This window comes from Geodermatophilus sabuli (assembly GCF_010686765.1).
Taxonomy (GTDB): Bacteria; Actinomycetota; Actinomycetes; order Mycobacteriales; family Geodermatophilaceae; genus Geodermatophilus; species Geodermatophilus sabuli_A.
The window spans coordinates 166,371-191,464 of record NZ_JAAGWF010000012.1 but is presented as its reverse complement, the minus strand read 5'-3'; the positions used below and the strand labels follow the sequence as shown (position 1 = coordinate 191,464).

Below are 25,094 nucleotides of genomic sequence, written 5' to 3'. Positions count from 1 at the left end.
GGGGGCGTCGTGCGCAGGTCCGGCCGGGACTCGGGCGCCGGGGGCCGACCTCGCCCGGGCGCGTGCCCGGGTGGCGCTGGTCCTCGGCAGTGACCGCTCCTGCGATCGGGGACGCTAGGGGTGCGGTGTACTCCGGGGCAAGCACCGGGGGCCAGTCGACCCGTCACGTCCGTACCGGGAGTGCGCGGACGTCGCAGGGACGCCGTCCTGTCACACCCCCGTCGTACCGTCGTCCCCGTGCGCGCGACCACCGATCTCCGGCCCACCCAGGGGCGCTTCCGCGTCATCAGCGAGTTCGAGCCCTCCGGCGACCAGCCGGCCGCCATCGCCGCGCTCGCCGAGCGGGTGAACGCCGGACAGCAGGACGTCGTCCTCCTCGGCGCCACCGGCACCGGCAAGTCGGCCACCACGGCCTGGCTGATCGAGCAGGTGCAGCGGCCGACGCTGGTCATGGCGCCGAACAAGACGCTGGCCGCGCAGCTGGCCAACGAGTTCAAGGAACTGCTGCCGAACAACGCGGTCGAGTACTTCGTCTCGTACTACGACTACTACCAGCCCGAGGCCTACGTCCCGCAGACCGACACCTACATCGAGAAGGACTCCTCGATCAACGAGGAGGTCGAGCGGCTGCGGCACTCCGCGACGCAGGCGCTGCTCACCCGGCGGGACGTCGTCGTCGTCGCCACCGTCTCCTGCATCTACGGCCTGGGCACGCCCCAGGAGTACGTCGACCGGGCGCTCAAGATCGCCGTGGGAGAGGAGCGCGACCGCGACGAGCTGCTCCGCACCCTCGTCACCGAGCAGTACACCCGCAACGACCTGTCCTTCACCCGCGGCACGTTCCGGGTCCGCGGCGACACCATCGAGGTCTTCCCGGTCTACGAGGAGCTCGCCGTCCGGATCGAGATGTTCGGCGACGAGGTGGAGCGGCTGTACTACCTGCACCCGCTCACCGGCGAGGTCGTGCGCGAGGTCCAGGAGCTCTTCGTCTTCCCGGCCACCCACTACGTCGCGGGCCCCGAACGCATGGAGCGGGCCATCGCGACCATCGAGGCCGAGCTCGAGCAGCGGCTGGCCGAGATGGAGCGCCAGGGCAAGCTGCTCGAGGCCCAGCGGCTGCGCATGCGCACCACCTACGACATCGAGATGATGCGGCAGGTCGGGTTCTGCTCCGGCATCGAGAACTACTCGCGGCACATCGACGGCCGCGCGCCCGGCACCGCCGGCGCCTGCCTCATCGACTACTTCCCCGACGACTTCCTGCTGGTCATCGACGAGTCGCACGTCACCGTGCCGCAGATCGGCGGCATGTACGAGGGCGACATGAGCCGCAAGCGCACCCTGGTGGAGCACGGTTTCCGGCTGCCCTCGGCGATGGACAACCGGCCGCTGAAGTGGGAGGAGTTCACCGACCGCATCGGCCAGACCGTCTACCTGTCGGCCACGCCGGGGAACTACGAGCTCGGCCGCACCGGCGGCGAGTTCGTCGAGCAGGTCATCCGGCCCACCGGGCTGGTCGACCCGGAGGTCGTGGTCAAGCCGACCAAGGGCCAGATCGACGACCTGGTGCACGAGATCCGCATCCGCACGGAGAAGGACGAGCGGATCCTGGTCACCACCCTGACCAAGAAGATGGCCGAGGACCTCACCGACTACCTGCTCGAGCTCGGCATCAAGGTGCGGTACCTGCACTCCGAGGTGGACACCCTGCGCCGGGTCGAGCTGCTGCGGGAGCTGCGGCAGGGCGAGTACGACGTCCTGGTCGGCATCAACCTGCTCCGGGAGGGCCTCGACCTGCCCGAGGTGTCGCTGGTCGCGATCCTGGACGCCGACAAGGAGGGCTTTCTCCGGTCGGGCACCTCCCTGATCCAGACGATCGGGCGGGCGGCGCGCAACGTCTCCGGCCAGGTGCACATGTACGCCGACAAGATCACCCCGTCGATGGCCCTGGCGATCGAGGAGACCAACCGCCGGCGGGAGAAGCAGATCGCCTACAACACCGAGCGCGGCGTCGACCCGCAGCCGCTGCGGAAGAAGATCGTCGACATCCTCGACGGCATCTACCGCGAGGCGGAGGACTCCGAGTCCGGCGAGCTCATCGGGGGCTCCGGCCGCCAGCAGTCCCGGGGCAAGTCGCCGGTCCCGGGGCTGTCGTCGAAGAACCGGGCCAAGGCCGGGTCCATCGACGTGCAGGGGCTGCCGCGCAACGAGCTGGCCGACCTGATCACGCAGATGAACGAGCAGATGCTGGCCGCCGCCCGCGAGCTGCAGTTCGAGGTGGCCGCCCGGCTGCGCGACGAGCTGGCCGAGCTGAAGAAGGAGCTGCGGCAGTTCGACGCCGCACACGCCTGACAGAGGACCTTGCCCCCCGTCGAGCGGTCGCCGGCCGATCGACCTGCCGACGGTGTGCGTTCGTGGCGCCTCCTGGCCACGGGATGCGCCCCAGCCGCACATCGCTGCGCCTGGACACGTCGGCTCGCCGAGTTGATCATCGGCGTCCGCAGGGGCTGCGCCCCCTGCTGGACCTCCAGGGAGGAGTGCCCGTGCAGCGGGACGAGTTGGTGGCGTACTGGCCTCGCCAAGCCGGGGGCGGAGGAGACCTGGCCGTGGGGAGACGAGGAGCTGGTGGCCAAGGTCGGCGGCAAGGCGTTCGCCTTCATCGGCCTGGCCGGCGGGACCGTCGGCGTGAAGTGCGGCCGGGACGCTGCCGAGGCGGCCGAGTGGCGCGAGCGGCACCCCGGGGCCATCACCAGCAGCTCCTACGTCGGCCGCTACGGCTGGAACTCCGTGGACTGGACCGGGCCGGTGCCCGACGACGAGGTGCGTGAGCTGGTCGACGGCTCCTACGACGCGATCGTCGCCCGCCTGCCCCGGAGCCGGCGCCCCGCGGGCTGAGCCCGGCCGTCCTCAGCGTCCGGGAACCCCGGCTGGTGCCCGCCCGTTGCACCGCAAGGGACCTGGGCACGCCGAGCCACGCGCGGCCCGCACGACCGGTCCCCGAACGTGGAGGGGAGTATCCCCGCGCGGCAGGGTCGTCAACACGGGGTCCCATGACCCCCGGCGCTGCCGGTCGCCCGATCTCCGGAGCGGCGGGAGAGACCTCCGGTGCTGACGACTGCCAGTTTCCCGGAGGTACAGCTGCATGGACGTCCCACTCTGGATCTGGGGCCTCACCGTCGCCGCGATCATCGCCATGATCGCGTTCGACTTCATCGGCCACGTCCGCACACCGCACGCGCCGACGTTGCGCGAGTCGGCCACCTGGTCGGCGATCTACGTCGGCATCGCGGTGGTGTTCGGGCTCTTGGTCCTGGTCTTCGCCGGGCCGCAGTACGGCGGCGAGTACTTCGCCGGCTTCATCACCGAGAAGAGCCTCTCGGTGGACAACCTGTTCGTGTTCGTCCTGATCATGGCGAGCTTCGCCGTCCCCCGTGAGCTGCAGCAGAAGGTGCTGCTCTTCGGGATCGCGTTCGCCCTCGCGCTGCGGACGGTCTTCATCTTCGCCGGCGCCGCGGCCATCGAGAACTTCAGCTGGATCTTCTACCTGTTCGGCGGCTTCCTCATCTACACCGCGTGGGCGCAGGCCAAGAGCGGCGGCCACGACGACGACGAGGAGTTCAAGGAGAACGGCTTCCTGCGGCTGACCCGCCGGCTGCTGCCGACCACCGAGGACTACCACTCCGACCGGCTCACCACGAAGGTCGGGGGCAAGCGGTTCATCACGCCGCTGTTCATCGCGCTGATCGCCATCGGCAGCGCCGACATCCTCTTCGCCGTCGACTCCATCCCGGCGATCTTCGGGCTGACCCAGGAGACCTACCTGGTCTTCACCGCGAACGCCTTCGCGCTGCTGGGCCTGCGCCAGCTGTTCTTCCTGCTCGACGGGCTGCTCGACAAGCTCGTCTACCTCGCCTACGGCCTGGCGGTCATCCTCGGGTTCATCGGCGTCAAGCTGGTCATCCACGCCCTGCACGAGAACGAGCTGCCGTTCATCAACGGCGGCGAGCACGTCACGGCGATCCCCGAGATCCCGACCTGGCTGTCCCTGCTGGTCATCGTCGTCACTCTGGCGGTCACCACCTGGGCCAGCCTGCGCAAGAACAAGCGGGACGCCGCTGCCGGGCGCCCGTCACCGACCGAGGCGGGCGACGCGGGCGCGGGCCGAGAGGGCCGCCAGGTGGCCGCACCGCAGCTGCACGACGACCTGCCGACCGGCGGCCGGGCCGACGCCCCGCCGACCGGTCGGACCGCCGCGGTGCGAGCCACCGACGGCGGCCGGAACGGGGAGGAGCGGGCATGAGCGTCACCCTCACCAAGGGTCAGGGAGTGAGCCTGGCCAAGCCCGGGGGCGGCAGCCTCAGCCGCGTCCGGATGGGTCTGGGCTGGGACGCCGTCCAGAAGAAGAGCGTGTTCGGGCGGCTGAAGGACCAGTCCATCGACCTCGACGCGTCCTGTCTGCTGATGGACGCCGGCGGACGGCTGGTCGACCAGGTGTGGTTCCGGCAGCTGCGGAGCACCGACGGCTCCGTGCAGCACACCGGCGACAACCTCACCGGGGCGGGGGAGGGGGACGACGAGTCGATCGTCGTGGACCTGCCCCGCGTGCCGGCTGCCGTGCACAGCCTCGTCTTCACGGTGAACTCGTTCACCGGGCAGGACTTCTCGCAGATCCAGAACGCCTTCTGCCGGCTGGTCGACGAGACCACCGGGCAGGAGCTGGCCCGGTTCGACCTGTCCGGCTCGGGCCGGCACACCGCGCAGATCATGGCCAAGGTCTCGCGTGCCGGCGGCGGCTGGGTGATGACGGCGATCGGGGCCGTCGCGTCGGGACGCACCGTGGGCGACCTGGTCCCCGCGGTGACACCGCACCTGTGACGGCCCCGGGGGTGGTCGGCGCCGGTCCGCCCCGGGCCGGTGACCGGCGCCCCCGGGCTGGTGGGCACCACGGGGTGCCTGTCGCTACCGGATCAGGTGCGGCAGTATCCCGACGAACGTCCGCAGCCCGTGGCGCCGGTCACGGGTGCGGAACGGGGGACGACGCCCGGGCACCGGAGCGTCCGGCGACCGCCGGCCCGGCGGCGTCCCCTGTCGTGACGCGGAGCGGCAACCGCCGCCTCGTACCTGGCGATGTATGGGAGTTCTCCACATGGGTGTCAGCCTCTCCAAGGGCGGCAACGTCTCGCTCACCAAGGAGGCGCCCGGCCTGACCGCGGTGAACGTCGGTCTCGGCTGGGACGTCAACACCTTCTCCGGAGGCGAGTTCGACCTCGACGCCTCGGCGATCATGGTCGGCGCCAACGGCAAGGTCACGCCCGACGACTCGGGCTTCGTCTTCTTCAACAACCTCCGGAGCCCCGACGGTTCGGTCGTGCACGTCGGCGACAACCTGACCGGTGAGGGCGAGGGCGACGACGAGGTCGTGCAGGTCGACCTGGCCGGGGTGCCGCCGACCTGCGAGAAGATCGTCTTCCCGGTGTCCATCTACGACGCCGACACGCGCAAGCAGAACTTCGGCGCGGTGCGCAACGCCTTCATCCGCGTGGTCAACCAGGCCAACGGGCAGGAGATCGCCCGCTACGACCTGACCGAGGACGCGTCGGTGGAGACCGCCATGGTCTTCGGCGAGCTGTACCGCAACGGCGCGGACTGGAAGTTCCGCGCCGTCGGGCAGGGCTACGCCTCGGGCCTGCGCGGCATCGCCCAGGACTTCGGCGTCAACGTCGGCTGATCCGTGCCGGGCCCGGGCGGTCGACCGCCCGGGCCCGGTGCCGCCGTCCCTCCTTGCTCCCCGCTCCTGGAAGGTCCCGCCATGGTCGACTACACCCGCCCCGCCAAGCCCGCCGCTCCGGCCGGCGGCGTCTCGATGTCCAAGGTGACGCTGACCAAGGGCGCGCCGTCGGTGTCCCTGACCAAGGGCCGCGGCGCCGGTGGCCAGCTGCGGATCAACCTCAACTGGAACTCCGGGGCGCAGAAGCGGGGGCTGTTCACCAAGACCCCCGCCGTCGACCTCGACCTCGCCTGCCTGTGGGAGACCACCGACGGGAAGAAGGGGGTGGTCCAGGCCCTCGGCAACGCCTTCGGCGCCCTGGACCGTGCGCCCTTCGTCCTCCTCGACGGCGACGACCGCTCCGGGAAGGTCTCCGGCGGCGAGAACCTGCTGGTCAACCTGGACCGGCTGGACGCGATCCGCCGGATCCTGGTGTTCGCCTACATCTACGAGGGCGCGCCCAACTGGGCCGCCGCCGACGCCGTCGTCACGCTCTTCCCGCAGGACGCCGCGCCGATCGAGGTGCGCCTGGACGAGCACGCCCAGAACGCCCGGTCCTGCGCCATCGCCCTGCTGACCAACTCCGGCGGCGGCCTGACCATCCAGCGGGAGATCCGCTACCTGCCCGGCGTCCAGCGCGACCTGGACGCCGCCTACGGGTGGGGCATGAACTGGACGTCGGGTCGCAAGTGACCCACCTCCTCACGCGCGGCGGCAACGTCGGCCTCGCCGCCGTGGGCCTCACCGGCTCCGTGGTCGTCACCCTCACCTGGCAGCCGGCGCCCGGTCTGGACGCCGACCTGTCGGCCTTCCTGACCACCGGCGCGGGCCGGGTGCGCAGCGACGCCGACTTCGTCTTCTACAACCAGCCCTCCGGCGGGAACGGGGCGGTCGAGCACCTGGGCAAGGCGGTCCAGGGCGCGGCCACCGTCGACCGGGTGCGGATCGACCCCAGCCGGCTGCCGGCCGACGTCGAGAAGGTCGTCATCGGCGCCTCGCTGGACGGCGCCGGCACCTTCGGGGACCTCACCGGGGTGGCGGTCGAGGTCGCCGCCGACGCCGGTGCGCCCGCTGCGGTCCGCTGCGAGCTGGCCGCCGGTCCGGAGACGGCGCTGGTCTTCGCCGAGGTCTACCGCCGCGCCGGCGAGTGGAAGGTGCGCGCCGTCGGGCAGGGCTACACGACCGGCCTCGCCGGGCTGGCGACCGACGTCGGCGTGGACGTCGACGAGCCGGCGGCCGCACCCACCCCGGCGGCTGCGGCGTCCGCTCCTCCCGCGCCTGCGCCCCCCGCTCCCGTGCCAGCACCCGCCGCTCCGGCCCCCGTCAGCATGGAGAAGCGCCGCCTCGTCGACCTCGAGGAGAAGCTGGCCGGCAGCGCGCCGCAGATGCTCTCGCTGGTCAAGACCGCCGGTGTCAGCCTGCAGAAGCGCGGGCTGGGTGAGCACACCGCGCGGGTCGCCCTCGTGCTCGACATCTCCGGGTCGATGGCCGGCCTCTACCGGTCGGGCGCGGTGCAGCGGCTGGCGGAGCGGGTGCTGGCCCTCGGCCTGCGCTTCGACGACGACGGCGAGGTCGACGTCTTCCTCTTCGGCAGGAAGGTGCACCAGCCGCGGCCGGGCCTGCGGCTGGAGGGTCACCAGGAGTTCATCGCGACGATCACGAAGCGCCACAAACTCGAGTTCGACACTCGCTACGGTGCTGCGATGACTGCGGTGCGTGAGCACTACTTCGGCTCGAGCGGGGACCGGCGCGAGCCGGTGCCCTACCGCGTGCCCGTCTACGTCATGTTCCTCACCGACGGCGCCCCCAGCGACCGGGCGGTGGCCAGCAAGCAGATGACGGCAGCCTCCTACGAGCCGGTCTTCTGGCAGTTCATGGGCATCGGCCCGGCGGCCCAGTTCGCCTTCCTGCAGGAACTGGACGACCTCGAGGGCCGCTTCACCGACAACGCCGACTTCTTCGCCGTGGGCGAGAAGGAGCTGATGGGCCGCACGCCGATCAGCGACGACGAGCTGTTCGACCGGCTGATGACCGAGTACCCCGACTGGCTGCGGCGCGTCCGCAGCCAGGGCCTGCTGGCCGGCTGACCGCCGCCCGCATCGGGCTCCACCCCATCCCGGCGTTCCCCCAAGAAGCGGGAGGACCATCCGTGCGCCACTTCTCCTATCTCAGCGACCACGAGCGCGACCGGCTCTTCGCGGTGCCCCCGGGCACCGTGACACCCGCCAGCCCCCGCGCCACCCTCGCCCTCGCCCTGGGGGCCACCCTCTACAGCCCCGGCACCCGCCCGGCACTCGACGTCGACGCGGCGCGCGCAGGGGCGGTCGGCACGACCAGCATGGTGTGGTGCCTGGAGGACGCCATCCCGCACGCCGCCGTCCCGGCCGCCGAGGCGAACGTGGTCGAGGCGTTGCGGCGGATCGAGCCCCGCGGCTGCGGTGCGGACCTCCCGCTGCTGTTCGTGCGGGTCCGCGAGCCCGAGCAGATCCACCGGCTGGCCGAGGCGGCCGGCCCCGCGCTGGACCGGTTGACCGGGTTCAGCCTGCCGAAGGCCTCGGCCGCCAGCCTGGACCCGATGCTGGCGGCGGTCGCCGAGGTCAGCGCCGGCTGCGCGCACCCGCTCTACGCCATGCCCATCCTGGAGACGGCAGACGTCGCCTGGTCCGAGACCCGCGCCGACGCGCTCGCCGGGGTCGCGGCGGCGCTCGACCGGTACGCCGACTCGGTGCTGTGCCTGCGGGTCGGCGGCACCGACCTCTCCGGGCTGTTCGGCCTGCGCCGCGACCGGGACACCACGGTGTGGGACGTCGCCGTCGTGCGCGACTGCCTGGCCGCGATCGTCAACCGGTTCGCCCGGAACGGCGAGCACGTCGTCACCGGCGCCGTCTGGGAGCACATCCCGGGCCCGCGGCTGTTCAAGCCCCAGCTGCGCCAGACGCCCTTCTCCGCGCAGCGGGAGAGCGCGCTGCGGCAGGACCTGATCGACGACGACATGGACGGGCTGATCCGCGAGGTGAGCCTGGACAAGGCCAACGGCATGCACGGCAAGACCGTCATCCACCCGGCGCACGTGTCGGTGGTCAACGCGCTGCTGACCGTCTCGCGCTCGGAGTACGACGACGCCCTGGAGATCCTGACCGCCCGCTCGCTGGGCGGGGTCATGGCCTCGGCGCACGGCCGGATGAACGAGGTGGGGCCGCACGCGCTCTGGGCGGAGCTGATCAGCCGGCGCGCGGCGGTGTACGGCGTCGTGGCCGACCAGCTGGCGCTGGTCGACCTGCTCGGCGCCGGCCGGCGCCAGGTGGAGCAGGTCTTCGCGCGGGCGCTGCCGGCGTGACCGGCACCCTCGCCGCGCCCGCCACCGTCCCCCTGTCGGCCACCGTCGCCGCGCTCCTCGACGTCACCGTCTCCGGGACCGGGCGTGCGGCCTTCCCCGACTGGGCCGGTCTGGCGCTGCGCGACAACCCCCGTCGCGCCCACCTGGTGGTGTCCCGCGTCCTCGGCAAGCACGTCCCGGCCGCGCCCTCCGACGTGCTGGGCGCCGGTGCTGCCGTGGGCGACGCCGTCGCGGCGGTGCTGGGGCAGGCCGGCCCCGCCGGACTGGTGATCGGCTACTGCGAGACGGCGACCGGCCTCGGCCACGCCGCCGCCCAGCGGCTGGGCGCCGCCTACCTGCACACCACCCGGCGGGTGCACCCCGGCGTGCCCGTCGCCGCCCGTTTCGAGGAGGAGCACTCGCACGCGGTCGCCCACGCGCTGCAGCCGGCCGGGGAGGTCTCGCTGGCCGGCGCCGGCCCGCTGGTCCTGGTGGACGACGAGCTGACCTCCGGCCGCACCGCGCTGAACACGATCGCCGAGCTGCACGCCCGCTTCCCGCGGCCGCGGTACGTCGTCGCGGCGCTGCTCGACGCCCGGACCCCCGAGCTGCGGGCAGCGTTCGAGGCCCGCGCCGCCGCGCTGGGCGTCCGCGTCGACGTCGCCTGCGTCGTGGCGGCCTCGCTCACCCTCCCCGGCGACGTCCTGGCGCGGGCCGCGGTCGCCCGCGCCGCGCTGCCCCCGCCCGCCGCTCCGCCCACCGGGCTCCCCGGCGCCGTCGTCGAGCACGCCGGGCTCTGGCCCCGCGAGGTGCCGACCACCGCGCGGCACGGCCTGACGCCCGCGGACACCGAGCGGCTCGCCGCGGCGGCCGACGACGTCGCCGCGCGGCTGGTCCCGGCCCTGGCCGGCAGCGGCTCGGTGCTGGTGCTCGGCACCGAGGAGCTCATGTACGCGCCGGCCGTGCTCGGGGACCGGCTGGCCACCCGGCTGCCCGGGACGCCGGTCCGCCTGCAGTCGACCACCCGGAGCCCGGTGCACGCGGCCGACGACCCCGGGTACGCCGTCCGCCGCACCGTCGCCTTCCCGGCCCCCGACGACCTGAGCCGGCCGGCCCTCGTGCACAACCTCACCGACCCGGCCGCGCCGCCGGTGCCCGGGACGGCCTGGGCGGACCTGCGCGCCGACGACGTCGTGGTCGTCGCCGACGCCCCGGCCGCGGCCTGCGCCGCGATGGTCGCCGCACTGCGACCCTTCGCCGCGCGGGCCGTGCACCTGGTGCCCGTACCGGTGACCGATCCGCGACGGGGGACCCCGTGACCGTGCTCGACGCGCTGCGGCCCGCCGTCCCCGGCCGGTTCGGGTCCTATCCGGTCGAGGACGTCACCTGGCTGCTCACCGACCTCTCCGGCGTCGCCCTCGAGCGCGGCACGCAGGACCGCGAGGAGGCCATCCAGGGCGGCGTCCACTACTCGGAGATGCTGCCGGTCGAGTACCAGCCCGACGCGGCCTACCTGGACCTGTTCACCGCCGCCCTGGCCCAGTCGGCCGACCGGCTCGCGACGGCGGTGGGACTGGTCGGCGAGCTGGTCTGGGGCGCCGCCGCCGAGCACGGCGTGCCGCCCGTGCTGGTGTCCCTGGCGCGCGCCGGGACGCCGGTCGGGGTGCTGCTGCGGCGCTGGTTCCTCGCCTCCCGCGGCGTCGACGTGCCGCACTACACGATCTCGATCGTCCGGGGCCGGGGCATCGACGAGGTCGCGCTGGCCCACGTGCTGGACCGGCACCCGGCGGCAGCGGTGCGCTTCGTCGACGGCTGGACCGGCAAGGGCGCGATCCAGCGGGAGCTGACCGAGGCCGTGGCGGGCTGGCGGGCGCGGCACGCGGAGCACGCGGCGCTCGACGACCGGCTCGCCGTCCTGGCCGACCCGGGCGCCTGCACCGACCTGTACGGCACCCGGGACGACTTCCTCATCCCCAGCGCCTGCCTGAACAGCACCGTGTCCGGGCTGGTGTCGCGCACCGTGCTGCGGGACGACCTGATCGGCCCCGGCATGTTCCACGGCGCGAAGTTCTACGCCGAGCACGCGGACGGCGACGTCTCGCGGCTGTTCGTCGACACGGTCGCGGGCCGGTTCGGCTCCGTCGCGGGGGCGGTCGCGGCCGCCCTGCCGGCGCACGCGGCGGCCGACCGGAGCCCGACCTGGGCCGGCTGGGCAGCCGTCTCCCGGATCGCCGAGGAGCACGGCATCGGCGACGTCAACCTGGTCAAGCCCGGGGTGGGGGAGACCACGCGGGTGCTGCTGCGCCGGGTGCCCTGGCGGGTGCTGGTCCACCCGGGGCGGATCGAGGACCTGCGGCACGTCCGCGCGCTGGCCGACGCCCGCGGGGTGCCGGTGCTCGAGGTGCCGGACCTGCCGTACTCCTGCGTCGGGCTGATCCGCCCGGTGCGCGCGTGACGGCGGTCCTGGGCACGGCCACGCTGGCCGCCGTCGACCTCGACCGCACGCTCATCTACTCCGCGTCCGCGGCCGGCGACCCGGCGACGCTGCCCTCGCTGCGCGTGGTCGAGGTCTACGACGGGGCGCCGCTGTCCCGGGTGACCGACGGCGCCTGGGCGCTGCTGGCTGAGCTGATGGGCCGGGCCACCGTCGTGCCGGTGACCACGCGCACCGAGGCCCAGTACCGGCGGGTGTCGATGCCCGGCCGGCCCCGGTACGCGCTGTGCGCCAACGGCGGAGCGCTCCTCGTCGACGGCGACCGCGACCCGGGCTGGGACCGCTGGGCGCGGGACGTCGTGGCGCGCGCGGCGCCGCTGCCCGACGTGCTGCGGCTGCTCGACGCGGTCGCCGGGGAGCCGTGGGTGCGGACGGTCCGCGCCGCCGAGGGGCTGTTCGTCTACCTGGTGGCCACCGCCCGCGACGCCATCCCCCCGGGCTGGCTGGCCGACCTCACCACCGCCGCGGCGGATGCGGGGTGGACGGTGAGCCTGCAGGGCCGCAAGGTCTACGCCGTCCCGGCCGGGCTGACCAAGGCCGGCGCGCTGCTGCGGCTGCGGGAGCAGCTGGCCGAGGCGGGGGGTGCACCGGTGCGGCTGCTGTGCGCCGGCGACAGCCTGCTCGACGCGCCGATGCTGGTGGCCGCGGACGAGGCGATCCGCCCCGCGCACGGTGAGCTGCACGAGCAGGGCTGGTCGGCCGGCGGGGTGGCGGTGACCGCCGCCAGCGGGGCGCTGGCCGGCGAGGAGATCCTGCGCTGGTTCCTCGCCCGGGCGGGCTGACCCCGGCTCCGCCGCCCCGGGCTGGAGAGACCCGGCTCAGCCGGCCCGGGCGGTGCGGATCATGGCGGCCAGGCCGTCCTCGATCGACCCCGCCTCGGTGATGACGTGCCCCCAGTCGGGCCGGGATCCGCGCACCTCGGTCTCCAGCGCCTGCAGCCGCCGGGCGAGGTTGTCGAAGGTCGACCGGAACCGCTGACCGCGACCCTCCGGGAGGGTGGCGAGGAAGCGGCGGGCGTCGACCAGTTCCCGCTGCACCGTGGCCAGCAGCGCCCCGGGGTCGGCCGAGGCGGTGTCGAGCCGGGACAGCCGGTCGGACGCCGACCGGATCTCCTGCTCGGCGCGGCTGGCGGCCCCCCGTACCTGCTCGAGCAGCGCGGCGGCGGCGGGCACGTCGAGCACGGGGGCGCCGAGCAGCCGGTCGAGTCGGGTCAGGGTCTCGTCGACCTCGGCCAGGGCCGCCGCGGCCCGCTGCGGCGCGGCCTCCACGTCGGCCCACGCGCGGTGGGTGTAGCGGCGGCGCAGCTCGCTCATCACCGGCGCCAGCCGCTCGTGCCGGGTGCGCAGCGCCTCCTGGCGGGTCCGCACCGAGGCCGCCCCCCGGCGGACGTCGGCCGCCCGGGCGGGCAGTGCAGCGGCCCGCTGGGCCACCGAGTCCGCCGCGGCGCGGGCGGTCTCGGCCGCGCCGCCCGCGGCGGTCAGCCGGCCGGCGTCGAGGGCCGCGCGCGCCTCGGCGGCGGCGCGGACGGCTGCCTCGAGTGCACCGGCCAGTCCCGGGTCGGCGACCTGTCCTCCGGTGGCGTCCAGCGCCGAGCGAGCCCGGTCGACCGCCGCCGCGGCCTCGGCCACCCGCCGGGGGGCGAGGGTGCGGGCGCCGCGCGCCTGCGCCAGCGCCCGCTCGTGCCGGGCCCGGAACTGCCGGACGAGCGGGAGGACGTCGCGCAGGGCGGCCGCCGCGCGCTCCAGTCGGGCCCGCGCCCCCTGGACGGCGGCGACGTCCGCCGGGTACGCCGGGTCGTGGTCGGCGAGCGCCGACAGGTACTCGCCGATGACCGCGTCCGTGCGACCGGACAGCTCACGCCAGTCCTGCACCAGCGGATCGGGGGCGGGGGACCGGTGCGCGGCGCGCCGGGGGGCCGCGGCGTCCTCGTGCGCCGCGACGTCCACGGACAGGCCGCTGAGCTCGGCGTCGAGGTCCAGCATCGCCGCCGCGGCCGCCTCCCGGGCCTGCTGCGCCTCACGCAGCGCGTCCTGGAGCGCGGCATCGCGACCGCGGCGCCACCAGCGCGACGCGGTGCCTCCCGTCTGCCCGCCCATGCCGCCGTCCACCCTCCAGCCGCCGCGGGGTGCCGACGCCGCCCCGTGCGCCGATGAGTACCACGTCCGGGAGCCGCCGGTCTGCGGGCACCGGATCCGGCCGCTCCGGGTGGGCTCGCGGCGGCGGCCGCTCGAGGCGCTCCGACGGTCGACCGGGGTCCGCGCGCGGGGCCGCTAGTAGCCTGGGTCCCTGTCCCGGCCGACGGCACACGGACCCGTTGATGACGCGCCGGGCCCCTCACTCTTGGAGTCAACGCAGTGCAGACGCTGAAAGCGTTCCGCGGCTCTCTGGCCGTGTCCGTCATCGTCCTCGTCCTCGTCGGCGTCCTCAGTGGCTCGATCGCACTGGTGGCCACCGCGCTGGTACTGGCGATCCTGGAAGTCACGCTCTCGTTCGACAACGCGGTCGTGAACGCCAAGTACCTGAAGAAGATGACGCCGCTGTGGCAGAAGCTCTTCCTGACCGTCGGCATCCTCATCGCCGTCTTCGGCATGCGGCTGGTCTTCCCGATCCTCATCGTGGCCCTGACGGCTGACCTCGGGTTCACCGAGGTCATCGACCTCGCGCTCAACGACGTCGACACCTACGCCGAGGAACTGGAGGGCGCCAAGCCGGCGATCTACTCGTTCGGCGGCGTCTTCCTGCTGATGATCTTCCTCGACTGGATCTTCGAGGAGCGGGACATCAAGTGGCTGCGGCCGCTCGAGGCGGCCCTCTCGAAGCTCGGCAGGCTCGACCAGCTGTCCGTGGTCATCGCGGCCGTGCTGATCCTCCTCGCCTCGCGGGTCGTCGACGAGGCCGAGGTCAACACCGTGCTGTTCAGCGGGTTCATCGGCCTGGTGACCTACCTCGTCGTCTCGGGGCTCGACAGCTTCTTCGACACCGACGACGACGAGGAGGTGGACGAGGAGCACGTGGTGCGCCGCGGCGGCGTGGGCCCCGCCGTCGCGACGGCCGGGAAGGCCGGCTTCTCCACGTTCCTGTACCTCGAGGTCCTCGACGCGTCCTTCTCCTTCGACGGTGTCATCGGCGCCTTCGCGATCAGCACGAACGTGCTCGTCATCGCCGCGGGCCTCGGCATCGGCGCGCTGTTCGTCCGCTCGATGACCGTCTACCTCGTCCGCCAGGGGACGCTCGCGGAGTACCGCTACCTCGAGCACGGCGCGCACTGGGCCATCGGCGCGCTGGCCATCATCCTGATCATCGAGCTGGAGTTCCACATCTCCGAGTTCGTCACCGGCCTGCTGGGGCTGGGCTTCATCCTGGCGGCCTACGTGAGCTCGATCGTCGCGAACAAGCGGGACGCCCGCGAGCTGCTCGAGAACCGGGGAGCCGACCACGGCGAGGGCATCGACGAGCACAGCAGGGTCTGAGGGCGTCGACCGGGAGCCCGGGGTGTCGCACCCCGGGGTGTACCGCCGGCGGAGCGGGACCGTTACCGTCCGGCGCCGTCGACCTCGTGACCGCTCGGAGAGGACCCCGTGGCCCAGCTGACCGCCGACAGGCGCGTGCTCCGCGCCGACCTGCACGGTGACCGGATCCGCGCCGCCAGCGGGTCGATGGTCGCCTTCGAGGGCGACATCGACTTCAAGAGCGCCGGGATGGGCGCCGGTGGCGGGATGCGCGCCGCGCTCAAGCGGGCCGTCGCCGGCGAGAGCCTCTCGCTCATGGACTGCACCGGGCACGGCCGCGCCTACCTCGCCAAGGACGCGATGGACGTGCTCGTCGTCGACCTGGCCGGCGACACCCTCACCGCCGAGAGCCAGCACGTCCTGGCGCACACCGACGGGCTGCGGCTCGACGTCCAGTTCGCCGGGCTCCGGGGCATGACCAGCGGCCAGGGGCTGGCCACCACGACCGTCACCGGCCAGGGCCAGGTGGCGCTGGTCTCGGAGGGGCCGATCATGGCGCTGGAGGTGGCGCCGGGACAGGACCTCGTCGTCGACCCGGACGCCTACGTGGGCTGCCGGGGGCAGCTGCAGATGGGGCTGGTCTCCGGGGTGTCGTGGAAGTCGCTGGTCGGCGAGGGCACGGGGGAGCCCTTCTCGCTGCGGTTCAGCGGGCACGGCCTGGTCCTCGTCCAGTCCGCGGAGCGCTGACCCGTGCCCTTCGAGACCGTGAACAGCAAGGTGGTGCGCGCCCGGGTCAGCCCGCAGGCGCCGGTGCTGGCCCGCCGGGGAGCGATGCTCGGCTACTCGGGGAGGGTCGGCTTCCGGCCGGTCCGCGGGCAGGGCGGCGGGATGGCCGGGTTCCTCGGTGCCGCGGTGTCGGGCGAGACGAACCCGATGATGGCGACCGAGGGGCAGGGCGAGGTCCTCTACGGCTACAGGGGCCTGCACGTCACCGTGCTGGAGCTCGACGGCAGCGCGCCGCTGGTCTGCGAGGCCGACCGGCTGCTGGCCCACGACGCCGGGCTGCAGACCAGCGTGCAGTTCCTCGGCTCGGGCGGGGTCCGCGCGGCGGTCGGCGGGGCGATGACCGGGCAGGGGCTGTTCACCACGAACGTGCACGGCCGCGGCGCGGTGGCGCTGCTCTCCCACGGCGGTGCCTTCCCGCTGCAGGTCGCCGGGACGTCGATCGGCGTGGACCCGCAGGCCTACGTCGGCCACGTCGGGCAGCTGCAGGTCGACGTGGCGGCCAGGATGGGCCTCCGCGACGCCGTCGGACGTGGGTCGGGGGAGGCGTTCCAGCTGCGCATCAGCGGCTCGGGAACGGTCTACGTGCAGGCCAGCGAGCAGAAGTTCTGAGGAGCGGGGACGTGCAGACCTGGAACCCGGCGACCCTGCCGGCCGACGACAACGTGAACCCCCACGTCTTCTGCGTGGCCCTCTCCGGCGAGTGGTTCATGGCCAAGGGCGCGATGCTGGCCTACTACGGCGACGTCCGCTTCGAGGCGGTGACGGCCTACTCCTCGGTGGCCTCGTGGGTGGCGGCGCGGTTCTCGAGCCCGGTGTACGTGCAGGACTGGGTGGTGGCGGCCGGCCACGGCAAGGTCCTGCTCGGCGACCGCGGGTTCGACCTCAACGCCTACGACCTCGACGACGGCAACCTGACGATCAAGGCGAACAACCTGCTCGCCTTCGACCAGCGGCTGGAGCTCAAGCAGTCGATCGTGCCGGGCTTCGTCACCCTGCTGGGCACGGGCAAGTTCATCGCGTCGTCCAACGGGCCGGTGATCTTCGTGGAGCCGCCGTTCCGGGCCGACCCCGACGCGCTGCTCGGCTGGGCCGACTGCCCGTCGCCGTCGGTGCACCACGACACGGAGTGGATGTCCGCGTCGATGGCCGGGATGCTCCAGGGGGCGATGGGCCGCGCCTCCGGCGAGGAGCGGCAGTACGACTTCACCGGCCAGGGCACCGTGCTGCTGCAGTCCTCCGAGATCGCTCGCGAGGACCCCGCGGTGCTGCGGCTCATCGAGTCCCAGACCCAGCTGCTCACCACCAGCCAGGCCGGCACCCTCGGCCAGCGCCTGGTCGCCCGGGCGCAACAGCAGCAGCACTGAGCCGACCCCTCGCACGGTCGGGGCGGGGCCCGGGAGGGGGCCGGGCGCTCGGCTAGCGTCGGCGCCATGCGGCCCGCCGACCTCGCCCTGCTGCGCGTGCCCGGGGTGCCGACGGTGACGCCGGACGGGCGGATGGCGGTCGTGGAGGTCGGCCGGCCCGACGTCGACGGCGACGCGTACCGGAGCCGGCTGTGGGCGGTGCCCACCGACGGATCGGCCCCGGCCCGGCCGCTGACGTCGGGGCCCTGCGACACCGCCCCGGCGTTCTCCCCGGACGGACGCTGGCTGGCCTACCTGGGCGCCGATCCGGGCGGGCATCCGCAGCTGCACCTGCTGCCGACCGCGGGCGGGGCGCCGCGGCAGCTCACCGACGCCCCGCTGGGCGTGGGCACGCCGGTCTGGGCGCCGGACTCCCGCCGCCTCGCGTGGACGGCCCGCGTCCCGGTGGCGGGTCGCGAGGGGACGGGGGCCGGACCGCCCCGGCTGGTCACCACGCTGCAGTACCGGCTGGAGGGCGTCGGCTTCCCCGCCGAGCGGCCCAGCTGCGTGTTCGTGCTCGACCTCCCGGCCGACGGCGACGACGAAGGGATGCCGCCGCCCCGGCCGCGGCAGGTCACCGACGGGCCGGCCGACGACACTGACGTCACCTGGAGCCCGGACGGCGCCGAGCTGGCCTTCGTCTCCGCGCGCCATCCCCGGGCCGACCGCGACCTGGTGCGCGACGTGTACGCCGTCCCGGCCGCCGGGGGACGGCTGCGCCGGGTCACCGAGGGCCGGGCCGAGTGCTCGCGGCCGGCCTACGGCCCCTCCGGCGCCACCATCTGGCTGACCGCCCGCACCGACCTCGGCCCCGACGGGGTGGACGTCGTCGGCCGGGGGGCCACGCTGTGCGCGGTGCCGGCCACCGGCGGGCCGCTGCAGCCGGTGCTCGATCCGGTGGACACCGACCGCGGCGACGAGACGCCGGCGACCGTGCTGGCCGCCGGGTCGGCGTACCTCGGGGTGCAGCGGCGCGGCGGGGTCGAGCTGCTGCGGGTGCCGCTGGACGGCGGGCCGCCCGAGGCCCTGGTGGACGGGCCGTTCACCGTGCGCGGGATCGCGGCCGGCCGCGGGGTCGTGGTCGCCACCGTCCAGCACGACCGTTCCGCGGGGGAGCTGATCGCGATCACGCCGGGGCGACGGCGGCTGCTGACCGGTTTCGGCCGCGCGCTCGGCGCGACCGGGCGGCTGCACCGCGCGCGCGAACGGACCGTGCCGGCCGCCGACGGCTCCCCGGTGCACGGCTGGGTCACCGTGCCCGACCGGCCCGGGCCGCACCCGGTGGTGCTGGTCCTCGCCGGCGGCCCCGATCGGCGGAACGGCTGGGCGCTGTCGGTGGACACCCAGACCCTCGTCTCGGCGGGCTACGCCGTCGTCCGCTGCGATCCGCGGGGCTCGCCGGGCTACGGGGAGGCGCACGGCCGCGCCGTCCGCGGCGCGTGGGGGGAACGCGACGGCGCCGACGTCCTGGCCTTCCTCGACGCCGCGCTGGCCGACCCCGAGCTCGACGCCGACCGGGTCGGCGTGATGGGCGAGTCCTCCGGCGGCACCCTGGCCGGCCTGCTGCTGGCACGGACGGCGCGGTTCGCCGCAGCGGTGGTCGAGGGGGCGCTGACCGACCCGGTCGGCTTCGCCGGCTCCTCGGACGTCGGGTGGTGGTTCGTGGACCAGCACCTGGGCACCGATCCCGCGGCGCTGGCGGCGCAGAGCGTGCTCGCCGGTGCCGGGTCGATCAGCACGCCGACGCTGGTCGTCCACGGGGAGGACGACCGGCGCTGCCCTGTCGAGCAGGGGACGCGGCTCTACGCGGCCCTCAAGCGCCGCGGGGTGCCCGCCGAGCTGCTGCTGTTCCCGGGCGAGGGGCACGCCCTGTCCCGCTCGGGCCGGCCACGGCACCGGCTGGCCCGCACCGAGCACCTGCTGCGCTGGTGGGCCCGCTGGCTGTCGACGTCCCGCACGCCCGCTGCGGAGCCGGCCGAGCTGCCGGCCGGTGACGATCCGGCCGTGCCGGCGGGCGAGGACCTCGGGGAGCCGCTGGCCGTGCGGTCCACCCGGCTGGCCTGAGCCGGGGCCTTAGGGTCGGGGCAGTCCACCGCCGCCCGGCCAGCAGGAGCCGGGGGTGACCTGCAGGGAGGCCCGATGGTCGACTACACGAAGCGCCCCAGGACGCCGGCCCAGCCGCCGGCCGCACCGCCCCCGCCCGCGCCGGACCCGCCGGCCCAGCACCCGCCCGGCCAGCAGCCGCCCTACGAGCAGTGGGGGCCGCCGGCGGCCGGCCAGCAGCAGCACGGCGCGCCCCCGGCCCAGCCGTACGGCGGCCCACCGCCACAGCAGCACGGCGCGCCGCCGGCCCAGCCCCCCGCTGCGCCGACACCGCCGGTGTCGTTGGGCAAGGTCACGCTGACCAAGAACGCGCCGTCGGTGTCGCTCACCAAGACGGCGGGCACCACCGGCGTGCTGCGGGTCAACCTCAACTGGAACGCCCGGCCGGCCGCCGCCCAGGGCGGTGGCTTCCTCAAGCGCCTCGCCGGTGCCGCGTCGGGTGGCATCGACCTCGACCTGGGCTGCCTGTACGAGTACGCCGACGGGTCCAAGGGCGTCATCCAGGCCCTGGGCAACGCGTTCCGCGGGCAGCACACGCTGCCCAACGGCGAGCTGGTGGCCTGGCTGGACGGCGACGACCGCTCCGGGCGGAACACCGGTGGGGAGAACCTGCTCATCGACCTGCGGCACACCGCGCACATCCGCCGGATCCTGGTCTTCGCGTTCATCTACCAGGGCACGCCGAACTGGGGTGCCGCCGACGCGGTGGTCACCCTCATCCCGGCGTCGGGACCGCAGGTGGAGGTCCGCCTGGACGAGCACGACCCGCGGGCCCGGCTCTGCGCGATCGCCGTCCTCGAGAACCGGGGCGGTCAGCTGGTGGTCAACCGCGAGGTGCGCTACGTCCACGGGGGTCAGGACGTGCTCGACGACCAGTACGGCTGGGGCATGAACTGGGCGCCGGGCCGGAAGTGACCCGACCGCCGCGCCGTTCGCCGTGACCCTCGGCGTCCGGGCGCTGGGCCGGGCGACGCTGGCCCGGCAACTGCTCCTGGAGCGCACCGCGCGGCCGGTCGCCACCGCCCTGCGCGACCTCGTCGGGCTGCAGGGCCAGGTGCCGGGAGTGCCGCACCTGGCCCTGTGGGACCGGCTGGCCGGCTACGACCCGGCCGAGCTGGACGGCCTGATGACCGCCCGGGAGGTCGTCCGGACGCAGCTGATGCGGACGACGATCCACACGGTCGTCGCGGACGACGCCCTGGGCCTGCGCCCCGTGCTGCAGCCGGTGCTGGACCGGACGTTCGCCGGCACGGCCTGGGGGCAGCGGCTGCGCGGGCAGGACGTCTCGGCGGTCCGCGCCGAGGCGGCCGCGCTGCTCGCGCAGCGACCGCTGGGCCGGGCCGAGCTGCAGCGGGAGCTCGCCCGCCGCCATCCCGGGCTGGACGCCGAGGCGGTCGCCTACGACGTCAGCTACCGGGTGCCGTGGGTGCAGCCCCCGCCGCGCGGGCTGTGGAGGGCGAGCGGGGCGGCGCTGATGACGACCGTCGGGGCCTGGCTCGGCGACCGGACCGTCCCGCCGACGTCCCCGGAGGAGCTGCTGCTCCGCTACCTCGCGGCGTTCGGGCCGGCCACGGTGCGCGACGCGCAGGTGTGGTGCGGGCTCACCCGGCTGCGCGAGGTGGCCGACCGGCTCGGCCCCCGGCTGCGCCGGCTGCACACCGAGGACGGCACCGAGGTGCTCGACGTGCCCGACGGCCCGCTGCCCGATCCGGACACCCCGGCGCCGCCGCGCTTCCTCGCCGAGTACGACAACGCCACGCTCGGCTACGCCGACCGGTCGCGCGTGGTGGCGCCCGGAGACCACGTGCTGCTGCCGGGTGGCCCCGGCGGCTGGACGGGCACCCTGCTCGTCGACGGCCGGGTGCAGGCGACCTGGGCGGCGCGCCAGGAGGCGGCGGCCACCGTGCTCCTCGTCCGCCCGTCCACGCCGCTGCCGGCGGCCGACCGGGCCGACGTCGAGGCCGAGGCCGCCCGGCTGCTGGCCTTCCTCGCGCCCGGCCGGGACCACGACCTGCGCTGGGGGACCGACCGGCCGGCGTGACCGGCCCGGTCCGGCGGGGCGGTCGGGTCGGCGCAGCAGCGGCCCGCCGTCAGCTGGCGGCGGCCTGCTCCGACGCGTGCTCGGCGACGAAGTCGCGGAGCACCGGGTAGACCTCGGCCTCCCACCGGGACCCGCTGAACACGCCGTAGTGGCCGACGTCCTGCTGCAGGTGGTGGCGCTTGCGCTCCGCCGGGATGCCGGTGCACAGCGCGTGCGCCGCCTCGGTCTGCCCCGGGGAGCAGATGTCGTCGCGGGCGCCCTCGACGGTCAGCAGGGCCGTCCGCCGGATGGCCGACGGGTCGACGCGCTGCCCGCGCCAGGTGAGCCGGCCGGTGGGCAGGTGGTGCTCCTGGAAGACCCGGCCCACCGTCTCGAGGTAGAACTCCGCCGGCACGTCCATCACCGCGCCGTACTCCTCGTAGAAGGCGCGGGTGGACTCCGCCCGGGCCGTGTTGCCGGCCACGAGGTCGCGGTACATCTGCACGTGCGCGCTCAGGTGGCGCTTCGGGTTCATCGACATGAACGCCGTGAGCTGGACGACGCCGGGGTACACCCGCCGCCCGGCCCCGGCGTAGCGCGCCGGGACGGTGTCGATGACGCGCCGCTCGAACGACGACAGCGGCTTGGTGCCGGCCATCTCGTTGATCCGGTTCGGGTTGACGCGGGTGTCGACGGGACCGGCCATCAGGGTGACGCTGCTCGGCTGGGCCTCGTCCCCCGCCGCGGCGAGCAGCGACACCGCCGCGAGCACCGGGACGGCGGGCTGGCAGACCGCGACGACGTGCGCGCCCGGTCCGAGCTGCCGGAGGGCCTCCATGACGTGCTCGACGTACTCGTCGAGTCCGAACGGGCCGTGCTCGACGGGGATGTCGCGGGCGTTGTGCCAGTCCAGGACGTACACGTCGTGGTCGGCCAGGAGCGTGCGGATGGTGGGGCGGATCAGCGTGGTGAAGTGCCCGGACATCGGACCGACGACGAGCACCCGCGGCTGACCGGTCACCGTCGGCTTGCGGAAGTGCAGCAGCGTGGCGAACGGCGTCCGCGACGCCGCGTGCTCGGTCACCGCGGCCGGCCGGCCGGCCACCTGCACGGAGGTGATCCCGTAGTCGGGGCGGTCGTGGGTCGGCCGCGCCCGGCTGGCGATCTCGCAGACCGCCCGCAGGTGCCGCACCCCCGTCGCGCCGCCCAGCCGGGGCGGCAGTGCGGACAGCGCACGGGCGGTCAGTCCGGACGCCGCCACGACGGGCGCGCCGGCCCTGCGATTGACCTCGTACGCGGTGTAGAGCATCGGACCTGCCTGTCGATGATCGAGACGTGACGGCTGTCACTGTTACTCGCACGTTAACTCCGGGCTGCGACACGTGCGCGGTGGAGCGCCGCGAGCGGGGCCGCCGCCGTCCCACCCGTACCTGCCGCCCCGCCGGTGCTGGCAGGGTGGGCGGACGCCGTCGGAGGAGGTCGGAGTGGTCGAGCGCCGGAGACCCCGCTGGTCCGAGCTGCGCGAGCTGATCCGGCCCCGTCGGCTGCCCGGGGACGCCACCGACCGGCGGCTGGCCGCCGCCGCCACCGTCGGGGACCTCCGGGAGCTGGCCCGCCGGCGGACCCCCCGGGCGGTCTTCGACTACACCGACGGCGCGGCCGGTGCCGAGATCGGCCTGCGCCGCGCCCGCGAGGCGTTCGCGCGGGTCGAGTTCCGCCCCAGCGTGCTGCGCGACGTGTCCGTCGTGGACCCGTCGACGACGCTGCTGGGCCGGCCGTCCGCGCTGCCGCTGGTCTTCGCGCCCACCGGGTTCACCCGCCTCATGCACACCGAGGGGGAGATCGCGGTGGGCCGGGTGGCCGAGCGGATCGGCATCCCGCACGCCCTGTCCACCATGGGGACGACGACCATCGAGGACCTCGCGGCCGCCGCCCCCGCGGCCCGCCGGTGGTTCCAGCTCTACCTGTGGCGTGACCGCGACGCCAGCGCGGCACTGGTCGAGCGCGCCGGGCGCGCGGGCTACGAGGCGCTCGTGCTCACCGTCGACACCCCGGTCGCCGGCCCGCGGCTGCGCGACGTCCGCAACGGGTTCACCATCCCGCCGGCGCTGACGCTGCGGACGACGGCCAACGCCGCCCGTCACCCGCACTGGTGGATCGACCTGCTGACCACCGCGCCGCTGGAGTTCGCCTCCCTGCGCTCCTGGGGCGGCACGGTCGCCGAGCTGGCCGACCGCGTCTTCGAGCCGGCCGCCACGCTGGCCGACGTCGCGGCGCTGCGCGCGACGTGGCGCGGCGCGCTGGTGGTGAAGGGCGTGCAGACGGCGGAGGACGCACGGGCGGTCGTCGACGCCGGGGCCGACGCGGTCGTCGTCTCCAACCACGGCGGCCGCCAGCTCGACCGTGCCCCGACGCCGCTGGAGGAGCTGCCCGCGGTCGTGGCGGCGGTCGGGGACCGGGCCGAGGTGTACCTGGACGGCGGCATCCTCGACGGGGCGGACGTGGTCGCCGCCGTCGCGCTGGGCGCCCGCGCCTGTCTGGTCGGCCGGGCCTACCTGTACGGCCTCATGGCCGGCGGCGAGCGCGGGGTCCAGCGGGTCGCCGATCTGCTGACCCGCGAGATCACCCGCACGCTGCAGCTGCTCGGCGTCCCGTCGGTGGGGGAGCTGACGCCCGACCGGGTCAGGTCGCGGCCCGGGACCGGCTGGTTGCCGACCCCACCTGCGGGTTCCTAGGCTGCGGCATGGACGTCGTCGAGGTCGTGCCCAGCGTCGAGCAGTACGCGTTCACGTTCGGCGGCGTGGCCCCGCTGCGGCGGGTGACCCCGGGGACGGCGCTCCGCGTCTGGTCCGACGACGCGTTCTGCGGTGTCCTGCGGAAGACCTCCGACCTCTCCAGCGAGAAGGTGGACCTGCGCTTCGTCAACCCGCAGACCGGCCCGTTCTTCGTCGAGGGCGCCGAGCCCGGCGACACCCTCGCCCTGCACTTCGTCGCGATGGAGCCGGCCCGCGACTGGGGCGCGTCGGCGGCGATCCCGTTCTTCGGTGGGCTGACCGGCACCGACCGCGTCGCCACCCTGCAGGACCCGCTGCCCGACACCACCTGGATCTACGAGCTGGACCGGGCCGCGAACACCGTCACCTTCGCCGCCCGGCACACCGACCTGGAGATCGCCCTGCCGGTGGAGCCGATGCTGGGCACGGTCGGCGTCGCGCCGCCCGGCGGCGAGGTGCGCAGCTCGCTGGTCCCCGAGCGCTTCGGCGGCAACATGGACACCCCGCAGATGCGCCCCGGCACCACCTGCTTCCTCGGCGTCAACGTCGAGGGCGCGCTGTTCTCGGTGGGCGACGGCCACTACCGGCAGGGCGAGGGCGAGGCGTGCGGGACCGCCGTCGAGGGCGCGATGACGACCACCGTCATCGTGGAGCTGGTGAAGGGGGGCGCCCCGGCCTGGCCACGGCTGGAGGACGACACGCACTGGATGACCGTGGGGTCCAGCCGGCCGCTGGAGGACGCCTGGCGGATCGGTCAGGTGGAGCTGGTGCGCTGGTTCGGCGAGCTCTACGGGCTGCACCCGATGGACGCCTACCAGCTGCTCTCGCAGATCACCGAGACGCCCATCGCCAACGTCGTCGACGCGAACTACAGCGCCGTCGTGAAGGCGCGCAAGACACTCCTGCCCCGGGCCGCGGCCTACGGCGGGCTGCACGACGACCTGCGGCGCCGCGCGGCGGCCCTGCTCTGACCCCCTTGGAG

At 74.6% G+C, this 25,094-nt stretch carries 22 protein-coding genes; 20 read left to right on the top strand and 2 right to left on the bottom strand.

Going from position 1 to position 25,094, the window contains the following annotated elements; all coding sequences use genetic code 11:
• Window positions 1–237 precede the first annotated feature (237 nt).
• The 11 genes from uvrB to GCU56_RS13135 all read left to right on the top strand — a co-directional run bounded on the left by uvrB (window position 238) and on the right by GCU56_RS13135 (window position 12,359).
• A complete protein-coding gene (gene uvrB, locus GCU56_RS13185) occupies window positions 238–2,352 on the top strand; it encodes an excinuclease ABC subunit UvrB (RefSeq protein WP_163482188.1) in 2,115 nt (704 codons plus the stop codon).
• Between the two features lie 54 nt (window positions 2,353–2,406).
• Window positions 2,407–2,895 (top strand): MmcQ/YjbR family DNA-binding protein, encoded by a 489-nt coding sequence (locus tag GCU56_RS13180; RefSeq protein ID WP_345771820.1) that lies wholly within the window; start codon window positions 2,407–2,409, stop codon window positions 2,893–2,895.
• 247 nt (window positions 2,896–3,142) lie between these two features.
• Window positions 3,143–4,300 (top strand): TerC family protein, encoded by a 1,158-nt coding sequence (locus tag GCU56_RS13175; protein ID WP_163482187.1) that lies wholly within the window; start codon window positions 3,143–3,145, stop codon window positions 4,298–4,300.
• The gene (locus GCU56_RS13170) at window positions 4,297–4,875 is read left to right on the top strand and encodes a TerD family protein (protein WP_163482186.1); all 579 of its coding nucleotides are present in this window, start codon (window positions 4,297–4,299) and stop codon (window positions 4,873–4,875) included. Before GCU56_RS13175 ends, GCU56_RS13170 begins: the two co-directional genes overlap by 4 nt.
• Before the next feature lie 271 nt (window positions 4,876–5,146).
• Window positions 5,147–5,728, top strand: coding sequence for a TerD family protein (locus tag GCU56_RS13165; protein ID WP_163482185.1), 582 nt, complete (start codon window positions 5,147–5,149; stop codon window positions 5,726–5,728).
• An 81-nt stretch (window positions 5,729–5,809) separates the two neighbouring features.
• A complete protein-coding gene (locus tag GCU56_RS13160) occupies window positions 5,810–6,460 on the top strand; it encodes a TerD family protein (RefSeq protein ID WP_163482184.1) in 651 nt (216 codons plus the stop codon).
• Window positions 6,457–7,854, top strand: a complete 1,398-nt coding sequence (locus tag GCU56_RS13155) for a VWA domain-containing protein (RefSeq protein ID WP_163482183.1) — start codon at window positions 6,457–6,459, stop codon at window positions 7,852–7,854. The genes GCU56_RS13160 and GCU56_RS13155 overlap by 4 nt, the downstream gene beginning before the upstream one ends.
• Window positions 7,855–7,916: 62 nt before the next feature.
• Complete coding sequence (locus GCU56_RS13150; protein ID WP_163482182.1) at window positions 7,917–9,104, top strand: HpcH/HpaI aldolase/citrate lyase family protein; 1,188 nt, start codon at window positions 7,917–7,919, stop codon at window positions 9,102–9,104.
• Window positions 9,101–10,402: a phosphoribosyltransferase domain-containing protein gene (locus tag GCU56_RS13145; RefSeq protein ID WP_163482181.1), complete on the top strand. Its 1,302-nt coding sequence runs from the start codon at window positions 9,101–9,103 to the stop codon at window positions 10,400–10,402. The genes GCU56_RS13150 and GCU56_RS13145 overlap by 4 nt, the downstream gene beginning before the upstream one ends.
• Complete coding sequence (locus GCU56_RS13140; protein ID WP_204332021.1) at window positions 10,399–11,538, top strand: cysteine protease StiP domain-containing protein; 1,140 nt, start codon at window positions 10,399–10,401, stop codon at window positions 11,536–11,538. The genes GCU56_RS13145 and GCU56_RS13140 overlap by 4 nt, the downstream gene beginning before the upstream one ends.
• Entirely contained in the window at window positions 11,535–12,359 is an 825-nt protein-coding gene (locus GCU56_RS13135) for an HAD family hydrolase (protein ID WP_275585863.1), read from the top strand. The genes GCU56_RS13140 and GCU56_RS13135 overlap by 4 nt, the downstream gene beginning before the upstream one ends.
• Before the next feature lie 36 nt (window positions 12,360–12,395).
• Here the strand turns inward: GCU56_RS13135 and GCU56_RS13130 are convergent, their stop codons facing one another.
• Complete coding sequence (locus GCU56_RS13130; protein WP_163482180.1) at window positions 12,396–13,673, bottom strand: hypothetical protein; 1,278 nt, start codon at window positions 13,671–13,673, stop codon at window positions 12,396–12,398.
• A gap of 258 nt (window positions 13,674–13,931) precedes the next feature.
• Here GCU56_RS13130 and GCU56_RS13125 point away from each other — a divergent pair, with 258 nt between their 5' ends.
• The 7 genes from GCU56_RS13125 (at window position 13,932) to GCU56_RS13095 (ending at window position 21,359) form a co-directional block, all read left to right on the top strand.
• Window positions 13,932–15,047, top strand: a complete 1,116-nt coding sequence (locus GCU56_RS13125; RefSeq protein WP_204332020.1) for a DUF475 domain-containing protein — start codon at window positions 13,932–13,934, stop codon at window positions 15,045–15,047.
• Between the two features lie 108 nt (window positions 15,048–15,155).
• Window positions 15,156–15,773 (top strand): AIM24 family protein, encoded by a 618-nt coding sequence (locus GCU56_RS13120; RefSeq protein ID WP_163482179.1) that lies wholly within the window; start codon window positions 15,156–15,158, stop codon window positions 15,771–15,773.
• A 3-nt stretch (window positions 15,774–15,776) separates the two neighbouring features.
• Window positions 15,777–16,421 carry an AIM24 family protein gene (locus tag GCU56_RS13115; protein ID WP_163482178.1) on the top strand — a complete coding sequence of 215 codons (645 nt, stop codon included), beginning with the start codon at window positions 15,777–15,779 and terminating at the stop codon, window positions 16,419–16,421.
• Between the two features lie 11 nt (window positions 16,422–16,432).
• Window positions 16,433–17,176, top strand: coding sequence for an AIM24 family protein (locus GCU56_RS13110; RefSeq protein ID WP_204332019.1), 744 nt, complete (start codon window positions 16,433–16,435; stop codon window positions 17,174–17,176).
• Between the two features lie 66 nt (window positions 17,177–17,242).
• On the top strand, window positions 17,243–19,279 hold the full coding sequence (locus GCU56_RS13105; RefSeq protein WP_163482177.1) for a S9 family peptidase: 2,037 nt from the start codon (window positions 17,243–17,245) through the stop codon (window positions 19,277–19,279).
• A 75-nt stretch (window positions 19,280–19,354) separates the two neighbouring features.
• Window positions 19,355–20,233: a TerD family protein gene (locus GCU56_RS13100; RefSeq protein ID WP_163482176.1), complete on the top strand. Its 879-nt coding sequence runs from the start codon at window positions 19,355–19,357 to the stop codon at window positions 20,231–20,233.
• Between the two features lie 22 nt (window positions 20,234–20,255).
• Window positions 20,256–21,359 carry a DNA glycosylase AlkZ-like family protein gene (locus GCU56_RS13095; protein ID WP_163482175.1) on the top strand — a complete coding sequence of 368 codons (1,104 nt, stop codon included), beginning with the start codon at window positions 20,256–20,258 and terminating at the stop codon, window positions 21,357–21,359.
• 49 nt (window positions 21,360–21,408) lie between these two features.
• Here GCU56_RS13095 and GCU56_RS13090 read toward each other — a convergent pair whose 3' ends face one another.
• The gene (locus GCU56_RS13090; protein ID WP_163482174.1) at window positions 21,409–22,647 is read right to left on the bottom strand and encodes a polyhydroxyalkanoate depolymerase; all 1,239 of its coding nucleotides are present in this window, start codon (window positions 22,645–22,647) and stop codon (window positions 21,409–21,411) included.
• 175 nt (window positions 22,648–22,822) lie between these two features.
• On the opposite strand from GCU56_RS13090, the gene GCU56_RS13085 reads away from it, so the two are divergent.
• A complete protein-coding gene (locus GCU56_RS13085) occupies window positions 22,823–24,073 on the top strand; it encodes an alpha-hydroxy-acid oxidizing protein (RefSeq protein ID WP_163482173.1) in 1,251 nt (416 codons plus the stop codon).
• An 8-nt stretch (window positions 24,074–24,081) separates the two neighbouring features.
• Window positions 24,082–25,083 carry an acetamidase/formamidase family protein gene (locus tag GCU56_RS13080; protein WP_163482172.1) on the top strand — a complete coding sequence of 334 codons (1,002 nt, stop codon included), beginning with the start codon at window positions 24,082–24,084 and terminating at the stop codon, window positions 25,081–25,083.
• Window positions 25,084–25,094 lie beyond the last annotated feature (11 nt).

Excerpts from the sequence above, each read along its gene's own strand:
- GCU56_RS13160 (WP_163482184.1), top strand. The coding sequence starts at position 5,810 with ATGGTCGACTACACCCGCCCCGCCAAGCCCGCCGCTCCGGCCGGCGGC.
- GCU56_RS13105 (WP_163482177.1), top strand. The coding sequence starts at position 17,243 with ATGCGGCCCGCCGACCTCGCCCTGCTGCGCGTGCCCGGGGTGCCGACG.
- GCU56_RS13080 (WP_163482172.1), top strand. The coding sequence starts at position 24,082 with ATGGACGTCGTCGAGGTCGTGCCCAGCGTCGAGCAGTACGCGTTCACG.
- GCU56_RS13165 (WP_163482185.1), top strand. The coding sequence starts at position 5,147 with ATGGGTGTCAGCCTCTCCAAGGGCGGCAACGTCTCGCTCACCAAGGAG.
- GCU56_RS13130 (WP_163482180.1), bottom strand. The coding sequence starts at position 13,673 with ATGGGCGGGCAGACGGGAGGCACCGCGTCGCGCTGGTGGCGCCGCGGT.
- GCU56_RS13090 (WP_163482174.1), bottom strand. The coding sequence starts at position 22,647 with ATGCTCTACACCGCGTACGAGGTCAATCGCAGGGCCGGCGCGCCCGTC.
- GCU56_RS13175 (WP_163482187.1), top strand. The coding sequence starts at position 3,143 with ATGGACGTCCCACTCTGGATCTGGGGCCTCACCGTCGCCGCGATCATC.
- GCU56_RS13170 (WP_163482186.1), top strand. The coding sequence starts at position 4,297 with ATGAGCGTCACCCTCACCAAGGGTCAGGGAGTGAGCCTGGCCAAGCCC.
- GCU56_RS13100 (WP_163482176.1), top strand. The coding sequence starts at position 19,355 with ATGGTCGACTACACGAAGCGCCCCAGGACGCCGGCCCAGCCGCCGGCC.